Source organism: Streptomyces coelicoflavus (genome assembly GCF_003112555.1).
GTDB lineage: Bacteria > Actinomycetota > Actinomycetes > Streptomycetales > Streptomycetaceae > Streptomyces > Streptomyces coelicoflavus.
Map to the genome: position 1 here is coordinate 441768 of NZ_BEWB01000005.1, position 16559 is coordinate 458326.

The following is a 16559-nucleotide window of genomic DNA, read 5'->3' on the forward strand; positions in this document are numbered from 1 at the left end:
GGTTCCACCTCTCTGGACGGTGCTCCGGGCGGTGTTTCCTCCGGCGTTGCCTCGCCTAGTCTGTGTATGTAACATACACATAGGCCCGCCGAGGGTCCCGGGCGGTCACGAAAGGAACAGCACCATGAGCACACGCAGCCTCCAGGGCAGGACGGCCATCGTCACGGGAGGCGGGTCGGGCATCGGCGGTGCCGTCACGAGGCTCTTCGTCGCGCGCGGTGCCCGGGTCGTGATCGTCGACCTGAATGAAGAGGCGGGGCGCGGCATCGCCGGCGAACTCGGCGACGCCGTGGTCTTCCTCCGGGGCGACGTCGGCGACCGCAAGGTCGCCGACACGGCCGTGGCCACCGCCGTCGACCGCTTCGGGTCCCTGGACGTGCTGGTGAACAACGCGAGCGTGTCGCGGCAGAAGCCGTTCGAGGAGCAGACGGACGAGGACTGGGACCTCGCGATGAACACCGGCCTGTACGCGACGCGCAACTTCATGCTCGCGGCACTGCCCGAACTGAAGAAGACCGGCAACGCCAGCATCGTCAACTTCGGCTCCGGCGCCGGCCTCAACGGGCAGCCGAACCAGGCGTCCTACGCCGCGGCCAAGGAAGCGATCCGCGGCCTGAGCCGGGTGGCCGCCAACGAGTGGGCGCCGCACAACATCCGGGTCAACGTGGTCTGCCCGATGGCCCTGACCGCCGGGGTGGCCCAGTGGGCCGAGGCCCGTCCGGAGCAGTACGCGCTGTCCGCCGCCTCGGTGCCGCTGGGCCGCTTCGGCGACCCCGAGCGCGACGTCGCGCCCATCGTCGCCTTCCTCGCGAGCGACGACGCGCAGTACATGACCGGCCAGACCGTGATGGCCGACGGCGGGGCCGTGAAGCTCCGCTGAAGCGCGTGCACGGTCCCGGCAGCCGGGGAAGAGGCCCAGCCGCCGCGGGCCCGCGCGACTGATCACCCGCACCGTGAACCACCAGGAGAAGAGCATCATGGGAACCATCGCCGTCACCGGAGCCGCGTCCGGCATGGGCGCCTCGATCGCGGCCCGGCTCGTCGGACAGGGCCACCGCGTCATCGGCGTCGACCTGCGCGACGCCGACGTGGAGGCCGACCTGGGCACCCCGGCGGGACGGGCCGCCGCCGCGGCCGAGGTCACCCGCCTGTGCGACGGGCGGCTCGACGGCTTCGTGCCGTTCGCCGGGATCTCGGGCGGCGCGGGCCGGCCCGCGAGTCTGCTGGTCTCCGTCAACTACTTCGGCGCCGTCGGACTGCTGGAGGGGCTGCGTCCGGCACTGGCCGCGGCGGGGACGTCCGCGGTGGTGCTCGCCTCGTCCAACTCCACCACCACGCAGCCCGGCTGGAGCCCCGAGCTGGCCGCGGCCTGCCTGGCGGGTGACGAGGAGGCGGCCCGGGCGCTGGCGGACGCGCAGACCGACGAGGGCGGCGTCCTCACCTACCCGGCCACCAAGGCGGCGATCGCCCACTACACCCGCACCCGCGCCGCCGACTACGTCGCGGACGGCATCCGCCTCAACGCCGTCGCACCGGGATTCATCGACACCCCCATGACCCGGGCGGGCCGCAAGGACCCGCGGATCGCCGCCGGCATCGAGGCCTTCCTGAAGTCCATACCGGCGGGCCGGGCGGGCAGTCCCGACGAGGTCGCGGAACTGGTGCTCTTCCTGCTGTCCGCCAAGTCGGGCTACTGCGTGGGCACGCTGATGTACTGCGACGGTGGCCTGGACGCCGAGCTCCGCGGCCTGGACTGGCCCGCGGCGCGGACGCCGCAGGTCTGACGGACGGACGCACCGGGCGGCGGGACGCCACGGCGGCTGACGGACGTCCGGCGGTCGGCCGTGTGCCGGGAGGGCGTGGCTCAGTCTCGCCCGCCGGAGCCCGGGCGTCGCGGGGCCGACTGCCGTCCGGGGGACTCGCCGGCCGCCGACGCGGCGGGCTCGGGCCCGGCCGTCGGCCCGTCCGCTGCCGGGACCCCGTGCGCCAGATGGTCGCGCGGGGCGTCGGGGTCGATCAGCCGGTTGAGGCGGGCCGGGACGTCGAAGCCGACCAGGAGGACCACCAGGATCGTGCCGGCGAACGTCAGCAGGGCCAGCGAGGTGCCCAGGGACCTCCCCTCGGCGAGCCGGGCGCCGAGGACCGGGGCGACGGCGCCGCCGAGCGCGCCGACGTTGTAGGTGAACCCGAGCCCCGAACCGCGGCTCCCGGTGGGGAAGTGACCGCCGATGTAGCGCGGCAGCAGCCCCGAGATGCCGAAGCTCAGCGCTTGCAGGGCGAACAGCAGCACGCCCATCAGGAACAGGTTGTCCTTGGTCGCGAACACCGGGAAGACGAACGCCAGCGAGGCGACCAACGTGAAGGCGTACGCCTTGCGGGTGCCGATCCAGTCGCCCACGAAGCCCGCCAGGACGCAGCCGGCGGCCGTGCCGAAGCCCGCGAAGTACAGGGCGTCCGTGACCTGGCCGGGCGTGTAGCCGAGATCGTTCTTGAGGTAGGTGGGCAGCAGGGCCTGGATCGGCCAGGTGTACAGGAACGCCACGAAGACGGTGACGATCAGGGACAGGTACAGCAGCCAGCCCTTGCGGCCGCCGAGCTGAACGGCCAGCGCGACCAGGCAGGCGCCGGCGAGCACCGACAGTACGGGGACCGCGCCGGCCCCGACCGGGCTGAACACGGCGAACAGGGTGACCGTGCCCAGCACCACCAGGACCGTGTTGACCGTGGCCAGGGCGCGGGTGGCGAACAGCGGCCGGAAGGGGTTGGGGCGCTGCGAGCGCTCCCCGACCGAGGCACTCCACTCCTCGGCCTCGGGCAGTGCGCGGCGCACCCACAGGGCGACGATCACGGGCAGGACGCCGAGGAAGAACATCCAGCGCCAGCCCAGGCTCGGCACGACCCACTTGTAGCACTCGGCCGCGAGCACCGAACCGATCGAGAATCCGGAGATGAGGAAGCCGGAGGCGCGGTTGCGGACCCGGGCCGGCCAGCTCTCCAGCACGTACGTCGCACTCGCGCTGTACTCGCCGGCCATGCCCATCCCGATGAGCAGCCGGGCGGTGAACAGGCTGGTGTAGTTCCAGGCGAAGCCGCACGCGAAGGTGCCGATCGAGTACAGCAGGATGCTCGCCACCATCGACGCCTTGCGCCCGAAGCGGTCGCCCGCCGCGCCGAGCACCGCGCCGCCGAGCCAGCGGGTGATGAACGCGCCGGAGACCAGGCCGGCGGCCTCGACCGTGCTGAGACCGAACTCGTCACTGATCTCGGTGAGGACCAGCGTGATGAGGACGAAGTCGAATCCGTCCAGCACGTAGCCGATCCAGGCGGCGAAGAACGACTTCCACTGCGTGCGGCTCACTTCCCGGTACCAGGGGAGTGCCGCTGCGGACTTGGTTGTCACGGTGTCTCCAGGATGCGCTCCTCGTCGAGCGCGGCTCGGTGGGGCGCCGCCCCGGCCGCGCCACCGCCGACCATATCCGTGCCGGGGCCGTAGGGGTTGGTGAGGCCGCCCACACCGCCGGCCCTCCCGTTGCGCACAGCGATCATTGGCATCGATATCATTCTCTGTCATAGTTCCAGCTGTCGACGGTCTGCCCGCATCCGCACACGCATCCGCGCACGCATCCACACGTACAGCCGCACATGGTGCCCAGGGGGAGTTGTGAAGCGATCCACCACCCGCGACCGCAGCGAAGGTATCGATAACATTCCCTCGGCCGCTCTGACGTACGCCGACGGCGTCCTCCTGCGGAACGGGCGCCCCCACCGCATCCTGGCGGGCTCGCTGCACTACTTCCGCGTGCACCCCGAGCAGTGGGCCGACCGGCTCCGGCGGCTCGCCGCCCTCGGCCTGAACACCGTCGACACCTATGTCCCCTGGAACTTCCACGAGCGCGACGAGGGCGACGTACGCTTCGACGGCCCCAGGGACCTGGCCCGGTTCGTTCGGCTCGCGCAGGAGGAGGGGCTGGACGCCGTCGTGCGCCCCGGCCCCTACATCTGCGCCGAGTGGGACAACGGCGGCCTGCCCGCCTGGCTGACCGGCACGCCCGGCATGCGGCTGCGCACCTGCCACGGCCCGTTCCTGCGGGCCGTCGACCGCTGGTTCGACGAGCTGATCCCGCGCGTCGCGGACCTCCAGACCGGGCGGGGCGGACCGGTCGTGGCCGTGCAGATCGAGAACGAGTACGGCAGCTACGGAGACGACCACGCCTACGTCCGCCACATCCGCGACGGCCTGGTCGAGCGGGGCATCACCGAACTGCTCTACACGGCCGACGGACCCACCCCGCTCATGCAGGACGGCGGTGCTCTGCCCGGCGAGCTGGCGGCGGCGACGTTCGGCTCACGCCCCGACCGGGCCGCCGCGCTGCTGCGCTCGCGCCGTTCCGGTGAGCCGTTCTTCTGCGCCGAGTTCTGGAACGGCTGGTTCGACCACTGGGGCGAGAAGCACCACATCCGGTCGGCCGAGAGCGCGGCCGAGACCGTCGGCGGCATCCTCGACGAGGGCGGCTCCGTAAGCCTCTACATGGCGCACGGCGGCACCAACTTCGGTCTGTGGGCGGGCGCCAACCACGACGGAAGCCGGCTCCAGCCGACCGTCACCAGCTACGACTCGGACGCCCCCGTCGCCGAGAACGGCGCCCTCACCCCGAAGTTCTTCGCCCTGCGGGAGAGACTGACCGCGCTCGACGGCGCCGTGGCCGCACGCCCACTGCCCGCCGACCCGCCGCTGCTCGCGCCCCGCGACCTCCCCGTCACCCCGCGGGCGGCCCTGCTGGACGCGCTGCGCGCGGCGGCGGCACCCGTCCCCGGACCGCTGCCGCTGAGCTTCGAGGAACTGTCCCTGGCGTCCGGCCTGGTCCTCTACGAGGCCGAGCCGCTGCTGCCACCGGGGGAGCACGAGGTGACCGTGGCGGGCCTGCACGACCGCGCCCAGGTCTTCGTCGAGGGGACACCCGTCGCCGTACTGGACCGCGAGAGCGGTTCGTTCACCGTCTCCGGCACCGGAGCGCGCGTCCGGCTCGCGCTGCTGGTGGAGAACCAGGGGCGGATCAACTACGGTCCGCTGCTCGGTCAGGGCAAGGGCATCCTCGGCGGGGTGCGGGTGGAGCGCCGGCTGGTGCACGGCTGGACGACGCGTCCCCTGCCGCTCGACCGGTGGACGGAACAGGACACGGCTCGCGCCGCCGCGGCGGCCCCGCCGGGCGGTCGAACCGGATTCGCCACCGCCGTCCTGTCCGTGGACGAGCCGGCCGACACGTTCGTCGCCCTGCCCGGATTCGGCAAGGGCTTCCTCTGGGTCAACGACACCCTGCTGGGCCGCTACTGGGAGATCGGGCCGCAGGCCACGCTCTACCTGCCCGCCCCTCTCCTGCGGTCCGGCGAGAACCGGCTGACGGTGCTCGAACTCGAACGCTTCGGTGACCGCATCACCCTGCACGACCGGCCCGGACTCGGACCGCCGGAGGAGTACGTCGAAACTTTCGACTGACTCCTCCGGCGGACCGTCGGCGCCGGTGGGCGTCAGCGGGCGCCGGCGGGGCGTTCGCCCGGCGGGAAGCCCGTGGGAAGGTCCACCGGCACGCCGTACACGCGCATCTCCGCGGCGGCCGCGTAGGGCTGCCCGTTGAGCGCGCCGAGCGCGGTGAAGCGGACGTAGGAGGCGCGGACCCGGTCGAAGGAGACGCGCTGAGTCTGCGGGACGTCCTTCAGGGTGCCGGCGGCCACCGTCGTCCAGGTCTCGCCGTCGTCCGACACGGCGACCTCGTAGTCTCCGACGCGCCCGTTCGGGCCCCCGCTCTGCCGGCCCAGGTATCCGAACCCGTCGATGTCGGCCGCGCCGTCCAGCTCCAGCGTCACCCAGTGCGGGTACGGCGCCTGCGAGGTGGTGTAGTCGGTGTGCCAGATGGTGCCGGCGTCACCGTCGAGGACGTTGGACACCGGCCCCTCGCCCGCCCCCGAGGACGTGTTCTCCGAGTCGGCCGTCGCGGTCGTCGAGCCGGGCGCGAGCACCGGTTCGTCGGTCAGTGCGGCTCCTCCGTTCACGGAGACCGTCTTGGTGGCTCCCGCGTGGGCGTACGTGGCGCTCACCCGCCAGTCGGGCGAGGTGTCCGTCGGGCCGGCCGGCGGGGTGAGGAGCCAGGTGGTGCGGACGGTTGCGCCCGGCTTCACGCTCCCGAAGAGGTTGCCGTCCTTCTCCGTCACCTCGGCTTTCCAGCCCTGGGGGAGGCCCTGGAGTGCGATGCCGACGTTGGTGGCGTCGGCCGACTCGTGGTTGGTGAACGTCGTGACGTACTCACCGGGCACTCCGGGGCTCAGCTCGGCGCCGGAGGGGGCCGTGACGCCGGCGCAGGCGGCTCCGCCCTCGGCCTTGCCCAGGTCGGTCACGGTGAAGTCGTCGAGGACGAGATCGGTGCCCCGGGCGCTGCCGAGCTTGCGCAGTCCGACCCAGGTGTCCCCGCAGCCGGCGACGATCTCACGGGAGTAGGCCGCCGTGTCCAGGGCGGGCTCCAGGACGTCACGGCTGATGTCCTGGGAGGTGGTCCTCCCGTCGGCGACCCGGTCCGCGCCGGTGACCCAGGCCCACTGGCCCTCGATGTTGGTCTGGTAGGAGAAGGAGACCCGGTACTTGTGACCCTCCTCGAACGGCACCGTGGCGGGGGTCGTGCGGTGGACCAGCCCGGTGTTCTCCGCATGCGATTTCAGCGAGTGCCGGCCGGCCAGTACGTCGTCGACGGCTCTGCCCTTCAACGTGCCGGAGTCGTAGGGGGAGTAGGTGTTCTTCCACTCCTTCTGGCTGTAGGGCGCGTGGAGGTCGCTGATGCTGGTGCGGGGGTCGGTGACCCCGCCGGCGTCGCCCTTGACGAAGGGCCCCCAGCCCGGCTGGTTGCCCTCGAAGTCCTCGTGGGCGACGACGGTGCCGTCCTCGGACCGGGGGAGCGGCGTGGTGGTGTCCGAGATGACGCGCACGTCGTCCAGGACGACCGCGGCACGGCCGGCGACGGCCCCGATGTCCACGGTGACCCGGCCGTCGCGCGGCGCGGTGAAGGAGACCGAGGCCCGCTGGGAGTACGTGTCCCGCTTCTCGTCGGCCGCCATCCGGTTCCGCGCCGGCGTGATGTCGAAGGTCCGCTCCCGGGTGTCGTCGCCGGCGCGCACCCGCAGCGTGGTGTCCCGTCGCTCACCGGGGGCGATCTCGACGTCGGCGCCGAGCGTGTAGCGCTTGCCCGGGGTCAGACCGCCAACCCGCTGCGAGATGCCGGAGGCGCCCTCGCCGAGGCGGACCACGTTGTCCCCGTTGCCGGCCCGGACGATCTCCGCCCCGCCGCGGGCGTTCCAGTCGTCGAGGTTCCCGGCGTTGAAACCGGGGTCGGACAGCCCGGTGAACTCGCCGTAGTGAGCGTTCTTGTGGGGCGCCTTGCCGCCGACGGGCACCAGGACGTAGGGCCGCCCCTCCTCGGCGGTGAGCGTCACCCGCCCGTCGTGGGCCTTCACCTCGGCCTTCTTCGCCCGGCCCTGGTCGGTGAGTGCGTAGAGGGTGAAGTTCTTGTTGCCCGCGAACTGTTCGGTCAGTTCGAAGGTGTGCTCGCCGCCGGAGGCACTGTAGAAGTACATCTTGTCGGCATCGGCGGGCGATGAGGTGCCGTCGCCCTTCCCGGCGTTCCCCCAGGGCAGCAGGTAGGTGTCGCCCCTGAGGACTTCGGCGTCGCCCATGGAGATCCGCCGCTCGCCGTCGACGGACTTCACGCTCACCCCGCCGGTGAGCCTCGCGGACCTGCCGGGGTCCCAGTCCATCACCTGGTAGTGCTGGAGGAACTTGGTCGGCAGATTGTCGGTCCAGATGTTGCGGTAGAAGGCGTTCCAGTCGTCCTGGCCGGTCCAGCCCTCGAACTCCACGATGCTGGCCCCGCCGAGCAGCGGGTCCACGTTCCACACGTCGCGGTCGGAGTTGGCGATGAACCGGACGATGTCGGAGTTGATGCCCTTGTTGGTGGCGCCGCCGTAGTTCTTGTCGGCGGCCCAGTGCGACCACACCGAGGAGCCCTCGAACTTGTACGCCCACTCGGTGGCGACCTCGAAGCCCAGCTTGCGCAGTTCGGCGGCCAGACCGTCGGCCAGCCAGCCGCTGGAGTAGTAGGCGTCGACGTAGACGGTCTTGACACCCGGCGCGTCCTTGCGGAGCTGCTTGAACCGGTCGAGGACGGCTCCGGTGCCCAGATCCTTCCGCTGGTCGATGTGATACGCCTGGTTGAGCCAGTCCCAGCCGTTCGCCTGGCCCTCGACCATGTCCTCGGTGAAGGTCTTGGCCTGCGCGTACGCCTCGGTGGCGTTGACGTGCACGGCGAAGTCGGCGTTGTAGTCGGCGCCCGTGCGGGTGAGCCGGTTCAGGTCCTTCCAGCCGCCCGCGCGGACGTTCTCGTTGCCGCCGTAGTCGGGGTGGGCGGAGTCGTGGCCCTCGCTCGCGTAGCCCTTCTCCAGCACCCACTGGCCGAGGTTGTCGGTGGCCATGGAGATGCGCTTGGTGTTGTCCAGCGTCTTCAGGAACGGGTTGGTGGCCTGGCTCGCGAAGTTGAACGGGATCCGCTGGACCACGCGTTCGGGCACGCGTTCCGCGCCGAGCGGGCTGCGCATGTGCTCCCGGTGGGCGATGGCGCCGTCCTGCCAGTCGACGGTGCCGTCCTCGTTGGCGTCGGCGGCGAGGACCACGGTCGCCCGGGGCAGCTCGTAGGTGTCGACCCTCGGGTCGGTCGCGCCGCCGGGGTGGTAGGTGTACGTGCCGACCGACAGCTCCGCCCGGCGCCGGCCCGCACCCGCGTCGACGATGCGGGACAGCAGGCGGGTGTTCCAGTTGGTGTTGTCGTCCTGCGGCGAGTCCTCGGTCGCGTTGGTGATGACGCCCGCCGAGAGCTGCGCGTTGCCGACGAACGCGTACGGGGTGCCGACGGGCCCCTTGTCCGGGGCGGTGTCGCCGGTGAGGCGGACGAAGCGGTCGGCGGTCGTCGTGGAGTCCGTGGAGATCTTCGTCCGGGCGAGGTTCGCGCCCGGGTCGGAGGAGTCCACGGAGACCAGGGACTGACCGGGGACCGCGAGGGTGCGTACGGTCGACGCGGCCTTGCCGGAGATCTTCTCGACGGCGAAGACGACTGTCGTCTCCTTGGTGACCGTGATGGTGGAGGTGATCGTCAGATCGGGCAGGTCCTCGAAGGTCGAGGTGTAGGTCGCCCTGCTGCCCTTCGCGCTCATGGTGGTGGTGGCGCGGTGGGCCGCACCGTTGATGGTGAAGCTGTCCAGGGCCGTCGCCCTGCCGTCGAGGCTGCGCCGCCCCAGCCGGTAGGAGATGACCTGGGGGAACTCCTCGGCCACGGTGACGGTCAGTCCGCCCCGGCTCAGCTCCACCGGCGTCGCCGCGGGAGCCGCCGCGGACACGGCCTGGGGCAGCGCCGCGCCCGCGGGGACGGCGGCGGTCGACAGCATGCCGACGGTGAGGCCGAGCGCGGTGGCGACGGCGCCGGGTCGCGGCACTCGTCTGCGGCCGGGCGGGCGGGGTGACGGGGGTGCCATGGGATCCACGGGTGCTTCCTCCTCGGGTCGGACGAAGTTCGGGGACGAGGGGCGCCGGAGGTGGGGGCGGGCGGCACGGACGTTTCCCCGCGGGGTTCGGCCCGGCTCCCCATGGCCTCGATCCGTGATGTTAGCGCTGCCACCCGGTGCTGACTCCATCTCCTCGGGCGCCATTCCGGCGCTCCCGGCGAATGAGCGGAACGTCCCTCGAGCTGTGCGTTGGCGGAAACTATGGCAGAGGATGTTATCGATGCCAATGGGTCTCGCCCGGCTAGACTGCGGTACGGACCATCACGTGTCACAGGCGGCTCGGGCCGCGGTTTCTGTGGAGAGGCGAGCGATGTCATCGGGAACGCCGGAAGCCGGCAGGACGCCCCCGGGCAAGCGGACGGTCGACGACGGGTCGGCGCGGCAGCCGGGGATGACCGATGTCGCCCGGCTCGCCGGCGTCTCCGCCCAGACGGTGTCCCGCACCCTGGCCGGCCACCCCAACGTCCAGCAGAAGACCCGCGCCAAGGTGCTCGCCGCGGTCGAGCAGCTCGGCTACCGCAAGAACAACGCGGCACGCATGCTGTCGTCGGGGCGCAGCCGGACGATCGGCGTCGTGACGCTTCAGACCACCTTCTACTCCCGGGCGAACCTGATCTTCGGCATCGAGACCGCGGCCCGCGGGGCCGGGTACGCGGTCAGCACCGCGACCACGGCGTCACTGGACACCGCGGCGATCGAGGGTGCGCTGTCCCGGCTGGCGGAGCAGGACGTGGAGGGCGTGATCCTCTCGGTGCCGCTGGTCCACGTGAGCCCGCGGATCGAGCAGCTCACCCGCTCGGTACCGACCGTGACCGTCGACGGGTCGAGAACCCCGGCGACCGAGGTCGTGGCCGTCGACCAGACCCTGGCGGCGCGGCTGGCGACCCGTCACCTCATTGAGCTGGGCCACGAGGCGGTCTGGCACGTCGCGGGGCCGGCCGAGTGGCTCGACGCCGCCAGCCGCGGTGCCGGCTGGCGCGACACCCTGGAGGAGGCGGGACTGCCCGTGCCGCCGGTGCTGGAGGGGGACTGGACGCCTGCCTCCGGTTACCGCAACGGACTGGTCCTGGGCAAGATCCCCGACGTCACCGCGGTGTTCGTGGCCAGCGACGAGATGGCCTTCGGAGTGGTCCGCGCCCTGCACGAACTCGGCCGCCGGGTGCCGCGGGACATCTCCGTCGTCGGAGTGGACGACATCGCGCTCGCCGAGTACTGCTCGCCCTCGCTGACCACGGTCGCCCAGCCGTTCGCCGAGATGGGTGCCCTCGCGGTCGCCCACCTGCTGCGGCACATCGCGGACCCGGGCGCTGCCCCGGAACCCGCCTCCGTCGAGCCCGCCCTGGTCGTGCGCGCCAGCACGGCCGCGCCCCGGACGCGGGCGTAGTCGCAACGGCCGAGACACGGTCAGACGCGCACTTCGGGGGGAAAGCCCGTCCATCGCAGCTCGTCGGGCAGGTGCCGCATGTCGTTGGCGACGAGGACGGAGGCCGCCCGGCCGGGGGCGTACCGGATGACCGTGAGCGCCGCGTTGCCGTGGTTGAGGCCGAGCCAGCGCCACTTCGGCGCGTGCATGGCGTCCCGGACCAGCCAGGCGATGAGGAAGTTGTGGGTGACGACCAGGTCGTGGCGGTCCTCCGCGCCGTCCGTGACCGCCCCGGTGAACCGGCGCAGCGCCAGCCGGGCGAGTTCGGGGCCGCGCTCGCGTTCCTCCTGGCCGGCACCGGCGAGGAAGCGCAGGTAGAAGTCCGCGGACTCGGCGGGGAGTTCGGACCGCTCCGGCAGGTGGGGCACGTAGTCACCGGCGGCCTCGCAGGCGTGCGGGGTGACGCCCTTCAGTTCGGCGGCGACCAGACGTGCGGTCTGCTCCGCCCGTGGCAGCGGGCCGTGGTGGACGGAGGTGAAGGGGACGTCCCTCAGGCGCCTGCCGAGCAGGGCGGCCTGGCGCCGGCCCGAGTCCGTCAGGTCGCTCTCGTCCGGTGACGCCTCGCCGTGCCGGGCGAGGTAGAGGTAACGGGTGGCCGTGCCGGTCATCTCGGGGCTCCCTCGGGGTGCACGGGTGATCTTCCACCTCGACGGACGTCCGGCTACCGTGCCCCGGTTGCCCGCACCGCTCCGGACGTACCGACCCGCGGCCGCCTCACCGTACGACCTCCGCCCAGACCACCTTGCCCGTCTCCGTCCAGCGCACCCCCCACCGGGTGGTGAGCCGGTGCACCACGTGCAGGCCGCGGCCGCCGTCGTCGAGGAGCCCGGCCCGGCCGAGCCGCGGTCTGCCGTTGCCGGTGTCGCCGACCTCGCACAGCAGGCCGGGGCCGTCCCGGATCAGCCGGACGGTGATGGGCCCGCCGGCGTGGCGGACCGCGTTGGTGACGAGTTCGCTGACCAGGAGCAGCACACTGTCCCGGGTGCCGTCCCTGGTGCGCCACTGCCGCAGCAGCGCGGAGACCAGCTCGCGGGCCCGGACGGCCGCGTCGTCCCGGGCGGGCAGCCGCCAGGTCGCGGTGTCCTCCTTCCGGTAGCCGATCATGCGCGCGAGCAGCAGGGTCACGTCGTCGCGCTGGCGCGCCGGCATCACCTCGGACACCACCCGCCGCGCGGCCTGCTGCAACGGGTCCCAGGGGTGCACCGAGGCCACGGCGTCCGACAGTCTGCCGATGCCCTCGTCGATCGGTACGGCCGGATCCTCGACCAGGCCGTCCGTGTAGAGGGCGAGCAGGGAACCCGGGGGCGCGACGAAGGTGTGCACGCCGAACGGCTCCCGCAGGGCGAACTCGGCGCCCAGGCCGGGGTGCGGACGGAGCGCGAGGGGACCGGCACGTCCGTCCGGCGACACCAGGATCGGCGGGAGGTGGCCCGCGCTGGACAGCGCCACCCGGTGGCTGACCGGGTCGTAGACGGCGATGCAGCACGTCGACCCGAGGGCGCTGTAACCGGCCGCCAGCCCGGTCTCCGCGTCGTCCAGCAGCGTCACGGTCTCGTCCAGGTGCTCCAGCACCTCGTCGGGCGCGAGTCCCGCGGACAGCAGCGCGCGGGCCTCCATGCTCAGCTGGCCCATGGTCGCCGCGGCGCCCAGCCCGTGCCCGACGACGTCACCGACCACCAGCGCGGTACGTCCGTCCGGCAGCGGGAAGCTGTTCACCCAGTCACCGCCGACGCCCGCGCTGTCGGGGGTGGTGGGCTGGTAGACGCTGGCGGTCTGGATGGTGCCACCGCCGGACCGCGGCAGCAGCCGGCGCTGAAGGGCCAGCACCTGCGTGTGCTCGCGCTGGTGCTGTCGGGCCAGGTCCACGTGGTGGGAGGTCCTGGCGACCAGCTCCTCCAGGTCGAGCAGCTCGCTGTCGGCGAAGGGACGGTCGGCCCGGCGCCAGACCTCCGCCACGCCCAGGACGACGGGCGGATCGCCTTCCAGGACCAGGGGCACGCACGCCACACCCGCCGAGCGGTCCGAGGGCACCAGAGCACGCACCAGCCGCGGACTTCCGAGTACGCGTTCGATCGCGGCCCGGTCGGGGATGACGATGGACTGCGGGGTGTCGGCACGCCGTATGGCCTGCGCCAGCAGGCGGCTCGCCTCGCCGGGGAGATCGTCGCCCAGGGTGACATAGCCCTCGGGCCACGCCCGGTCCGGCACCAGGGCCGCCCTGCGCAGCCGGATGCGGTCCTGCGCCCGCTCGGTGACCCCCTCGCCCGTCCACACGGCGAAGTCGAGATCGATGGCGGCCACGTCTCCCCAGGCCAGCAGGGACTCCGCGAGCGACTGCGCGGTCTCGCCGATGTCCAGCGAGGTGCCGATCGCGGTCTCGGCGGCGTACAGGTGCAGCCTCCTGGCCATGGCGATCAGGGAGACGGTCAGGCCCTCCTGGGGAGCCGCCGCGGGCAGGATGCTCATCGAGACCACCAGCTCCGACCCGTCGGCCCGGCGGAGCCGCTGGACCCGGGCCACGTGCGCCTCACCGGTCTCGAGGACCTGCCGCAACCGGCGGGTGACCGTCGGTACGTCCCCCTGCGGCAGCAGATCGACGAACGGACTCCCGGTCGGGGCGTCCAGCCCCGCGAAGACGGGCGCCTCGAGATTGCGGTGGGTGACTCTCAGCTCCCGGTCGAGATTGACCGCGCCGAGGATCTGCTCCTGGGGGCCCGCTGCCGGAACGTCCTGCTCCGGCGGGGCGCCGGCAGGGTCGGACGGTGACCCGGCGGGGCCGGGCGCCGCCGCCTGGCCCCGCGGGATGTAGCGCCCCAGGGCGCTGCTGACCAGGTCGAACGGCGACGAGGACGAAGAGGGGGGTGTGGAGTCCATGCGGCTCCCTCAGCTCACTCGCCACCCCCGGCCCAGTGCCGGGGCCGTACCCGAACCCGTGCGGAAGAGCCCCGAGTACCCCGACCGCACACCCCATTCAATAACACCCGCGGACGCTTCGCCCACACCGGCGGGCCGCACCGCGAACACGGAAGGTGACGGCGTCCCGCTCCCGCGGCCTCCCCTACAGCCATTCCCCTTCGAGGGCGGTGGCCGTGAGGCCGGGTGCCGCCGCGTACAGGACGGCACGGCTGCCCGCCTTCTGCCCGGCGTCGTGCGCCCGGCGCAGGATGTCGAACACGGCGGCGCCCCCGCGGTTGCCGGTGGTGTAGCTGTCCCGGCTGTACTCCAGGAGTCCCGACGGCCACTCGTCGGGCATCGTCTGCTCCATGTACTCCAGCACCCGGGTGCCGCCGGGGTGGGCGAGCAGGACGTCGGGGTGCCAGGCGGCGGGGTCGTCCTCGTAGCGGACGCGGAGCCACTCCCACATCGCGGTGACCGTCTCCTGCACCGCCCGCGGCCCGCGCCGGTCCATCACGAAGTGGGTGCCGTCCGCCCACGTCTCCAGGCGGTGCAGGTCCCGCGTGCCCGGCAGGGTGTGGTGCCAGGCGGCGTCCAGCCGGAGCACCGACTCGGGCCTCGGGCGGCCGGTGACCACCGCGGCGACCGCGGTGTCCGCGAACAGCAGCCGGACGATCAGGGACTCCAGGGTGTCGTCGGCGGGCTGGTAGGTGGTGCTCAGCGCCTCGGAGATCACGACCAGGACCACCCGGTCCGGGTCCGCCGCCACCAGGTCCGCCGCCAGCGCCAGCGAACGGGTCCCGGCCACGCAGGCCCACTGCGTGGCCGGCAGCAGCATGGTGTCGCCGCGCAGCGGGAGCCGGTTGGCCAGGGCGACGTCCAGTCCGGGCAGCGCCGGGGTGGTGGAGTTGCTGGTGATCAGGCAGTCGACGTCCGCGACGTCCAGACCGGCGGCTTGCAGGGCACCGCGCGCCGCACGCTCCCCGTAGGCCTGCACGGCCTCCCAGGCCGGGGCGGTGCGCTCCTGGACGGTCTGCGGCGCGGGCACCGCCTCGAGAGCGGCGATCACGCGGTCCGCGTCCTGCTCGGTGAACCCGTCGCGGATCAGCGCCTCCCGGGCGGCCCCCGCGCCGGCCGTACCGGCACCGCGCCCGGCGCCGGGCGCGACGGCGGCCTCCAGGGGGAGCATCCAGCCGCGGGTCTCGATACCCGTACTGGCCGCGATGCCGTCGATCCGCGGCGCCCACGCCGCGTCTGGGTGCCTGCCGTGTACTTCCGCCACGATCTCTCGGGTGTCCACGGAGTGCTCGCCGTGTATCACGGCGGGAGCGCACAGGTATGCGGCCACGTTCGGCACCTTTCTACGGATTCTGCGAGGAGCGGGTGAGCAGCAGATGAGCGGGTGAGTCTGCGGAGCGGGTGAGCCGTGGGGGAGGGGCAGCGTCACGCGTGCTGTGGCGTGGCTCACTTCGACGTGCGTCGGCCAAGTCGTCGGCGGCGCACACCACTTCGGGCCACTTCGGGGCGGCGCTTCGTACTTCGAGCATGGCGGCGAAAGGGGCATTTGCGCAGTGACCCACGCAACTTGGGCGGCATCGGGATGCGTGAGACGGCGCACACGCCGAGGTGCGCGCCGAGGGTGGCCGCGGCGGCAAAAGAGCCGGCCCGTATCTCTTCTCACCGTTCGGGAGCGCTGTTACATTCCGGAAAACAAGAATTCATTTCAGTCTGTGACTGGAGGCTCCCATGACGGCTGTCGATGGTCTTTCCACCGAGCACGCGCCGGTCCGTCGAGAGTTGCCGCCGTCGATGGTCGAGCGGGTGACGCTCATCATGGACCTGTTCGAGGGCCGCACAGCCCGGCTGTCCCTGGAGGAAGTGGCCCGGTGCACCCGGCTGCCCCGGTCGACGGCGCACCGGATCCTCGACCAGCTGGTGCGGCTGCGCTGGCTCGAACACACCGGCCTGGGCTACGGACTGGGGCGCCGGGCCCTCGGCTTCGGCGGCGGAGACGGGGCGCACAGCAGGATCCGCGAGGCCGCAGCCGCCCGGTTGCACCAGCTCCAGCTCCGGACCGGACTCGTCGTCCACCTGGCCGTCCTCGACGGCGCGGAGGTCTACTACCTGGACAAGGTCGGGGGCCGGTTCGCCGCGACCGTCCCCTCGCGCGTCGGCGGCCGGGCACCGGCCCACTCGACGGCACTCGGCAAGGCCATGCTCGCCTGGCTCGAACCGGAGGACGTCGAGGCCCGGGCCGGCGAGTCCATCGGCCGGCTGACCCAGCGCACGATCTGCGACATGGGCACCCTGCACCAGGAACTGGACCGCATCCGGCGCCGGCACGGGCTCGCCTTCGAGCGCGGAGAGTGCTTCCCCGACATCGCCTGCGCGGCCACCGCGGTGCGCGGCCCCGACGGACCGGTCGCCGCGATCTCCTTGGTGGGGGACGCCTGGTCGCCGCTGGAGAAGGTCGCCCCGCTGGTGGTGGACGCCGCCCGGCAGGTGTCGCGGGAGTTGTTCCCCCGCCGGCAGGCCCCGGTCCGGGCGCCGCGCAGGACGGCGTCCGCCCCCGTGCCGGAGGAGACGTGGTCCGCGCAGGCCATGGACCGTCTGCTCGCCGCGGGACAGTACGGCGACTGGCAGTAGA

Annotated in this window: 11 protein-coding genes; 5 read left to right on the forward strand and 6 right to left on the reverse strand. The window is 72.6% G+C overall.

Annotation, left to right across the window (positions count from 1 at the left end; all coding sequences use genetic code 11):
- Positions 1 to 124 precede the first annotated feature (124 nt).
- Positions 125 to 880 carry an SDR family NAD(P)-dependent oxidoreductase gene (locus Sco07f_RS13865; protein ID WP_108988002.1) on the forward strand — a complete coding sequence of 252 codons (756 nt, stop codon included), beginning with the start codon at positions 125 to 127 and terminating at the stop codon, positions 878 to 880.
- A 97-nt stretch (positions 881 to 977) separates the two neighbouring features.
- A complete protein-coding gene (locus Sco07f_RS13870) occupies positions 978 to 1784 on the forward strand; it encodes an SDR family oxidoreductase (protein WP_087793093.1) in 807 nt (268 codons plus the stop codon).
- Between the two features lie 80 nt (positions 1785 to 1864).
- Here Sco07f_RS13870 and Sco07f_RS13875 read toward each other — a convergent pair whose 3' ends face one another.
- Together Sco07f_RS13875 and Sco07f_RS40580 are read right to left on the reverse strand one after the other, a co-directional pair.
- The gene (locus tag Sco07f_RS13875; protein WP_244942043.1) at positions 1865 to 3400 is read right to left on the reverse strand and encodes a sialate:H+ symport family MFS transporter; all 1536 of its coding nucleotides are present in this window, start codon (positions 3398 to 3400) and stop codon (positions 1865 to 1867) included.
- Positions 3397 to 3552 carry a hypothetical protein gene (locus Sco07f_RS40580; RefSeq protein WP_244942044.1) on the reverse strand — a complete coding sequence of 52 codons (156 nt, stop codon included), beginning with the start codon at positions 3550 to 3552 and terminating at the stop codon, positions 3397 to 3399. The genes Sco07f_RS13875 and Sco07f_RS40580 overlap by 4 nt, the downstream gene beginning before the upstream one ends.
- Positions 3553 to 3661: 109 nt before the next feature.
- On the opposite strand from Sco07f_RS40580, the gene Sco07f_RS13880 reads away from it, so the two are divergent.
- Entirely contained in the window at positions 3662 to 5494 is a 1833-nt protein-coding gene (locus Sco07f_RS13880; RefSeq protein WP_387917698.1) for a glycoside hydrolase family 35 protein, read from the forward strand.
- Positions 5495 to 5526: 32 nt separating this feature from the next.
- Here Sco07f_RS13880 and Sco07f_RS13885 read toward each other — a convergent pair whose 3' ends face one another.
- Positions 5527 to 9564: an endo-alpha-N-acetylgalactosaminidase family protein gene (locus Sco07f_RS13885; protein WP_108988004.1), complete on the reverse strand. Its 4038-nt coding sequence runs from the start codon at positions 9562 to 9564 to the stop codon at positions 5527 to 5529.
- 340 nt (positions 9565 to 9904) lie between these two features.
- On the opposite strand from Sco07f_RS13885, the gene Sco07f_RS13890 reads away from it, so the two are divergent.
- Positions 9905 to 10978 carry a LacI family DNA-binding transcriptional regulator gene (locus tag Sco07f_RS13890; RefSeq protein ID WP_108988005.1) on the forward strand — a complete coding sequence of 358 codons (1074 nt, stop codon included), beginning with the start codon at positions 9905 to 9907 and terminating at the stop codon, positions 10976 to 10978.
- A gap of 20 nt (positions 10979 to 10998) precedes the next feature.
- On the opposite strand, the gene Sco07f_RS13895 is transcribed toward Sco07f_RS13890, so the two are convergent.
- The 3 genes from Sco07f_RS13895 to Sco07f_RS13905 form a co-directional block, all read right to left on the reverse strand.
- Positions 10999 to 11625, reverse strand: coding sequence for a histidine phosphatase family protein (locus Sco07f_RS13895; protein WP_108988006.1), 627 nt, complete (start codon positions 11623 to 11625; stop codon positions 10999 to 11001).
- A 106-nt stretch (positions 11626 to 11731) separates the two neighbouring features.
- Positions 11732 to 13891 (reverse strand): ATP-binding SpoIIE family protein phosphatase, encoded by a 2160-nt coding sequence (locus Sco07f_RS13900; protein ID WP_108988007.1) that lies wholly within the window; start codon positions 13889 to 13891, stop codon positions 11732 to 11734.
- A 184-nt stretch (positions 13892 to 14075) separates the two neighbouring features.
- Positions 14076 to 15260 carry a beta-ketoacyl-[acyl-carrier-protein] synthase family protein gene (locus Sco07f_RS13905; protein WP_108988008.1) on the reverse strand — a complete coding sequence of 395 codons (1185 nt, stop codon included), beginning with the start codon at positions 15258 to 15260 and terminating at the stop codon, positions 14076 to 14078.
- A 398-nt stretch (positions 15261 to 15658) separates the two neighbouring features.
- Here Sco07f_RS13905 and Sco07f_RS13910 point away from each other — a divergent pair, with 398 nt between their 5' ends.
- On the forward strand, positions 15659 to 16558 hold the full coding sequence (locus Sco07f_RS13910; protein ID WP_087792265.1) for an IclR family transcriptional regulator: 900 nt from the start codon (positions 15659 to 15661) through the stop codon (positions 16556 to 16558).
- The last annotated feature ends 1 nt before the right edge of the window (position 16559 follow it).

Excerpts from the sequence above, each read along its gene's own strand:
- Sco07f_RS13870 (WP_087793093.1), top strand. The coding sequence starts at position 978 with ATGGGAACCATCGCCGTCACCGGAGCCGCGTCCGGCATGGGCGCCTCG.
- Sco07f_RS13900 (WP_108988007.1), bottom strand. The coding sequence starts at position 13,891 with ATGGACTCCACACCCCCCTCTTCGTCCTCGTCGCCGTTCGACCTGGTC.
- Sco07f_RS13885 (WP_108988004.1), bottom strand. The coding sequence starts at position 9,564 with ATGGCACCCCCGTCACCCCGCCCGCCCGGCCGCAGACGAGTGCCGCGA.
- Sco07f_RS13895 (WP_108988006.1), bottom strand. The coding sequence starts at position 11,625 with ATGACCGGCACGGCCACCCGTTACCTCTACCTCGCCCGGCACGGCGAG.
- Sco07f_RS40580 (WP_244942044.1), bottom strand. The coding sequence starts at position 3,552 with ATGCCAATGATCGCTGTGCGCAACGGGAGGGCCGGCGGTGTGGGCGGC.
- Sco07f_RS13890 (WP_108988005.1), top strand. The coding sequence starts at position 9,905 with ATGTCATCGGGAACGCCGGAAGCCGGCAGGACGCCCCCGGGCAAGCGG.
- Sco07f_RS13910 (WP_087792265.1), top strand. The coding sequence starts at position 15,659 with ATGACGGCTGTCGATGGTCTTTCCACCGAGCACGCGCCGGTCCGTCGA.
- Sco07f_RS13865 (WP_108988002.1), top strand. The coding sequence starts at position 125 with ATGAGCACACGCAGCCTCCAGGGCAGGACGGCCATCGTCACGGGAGGC.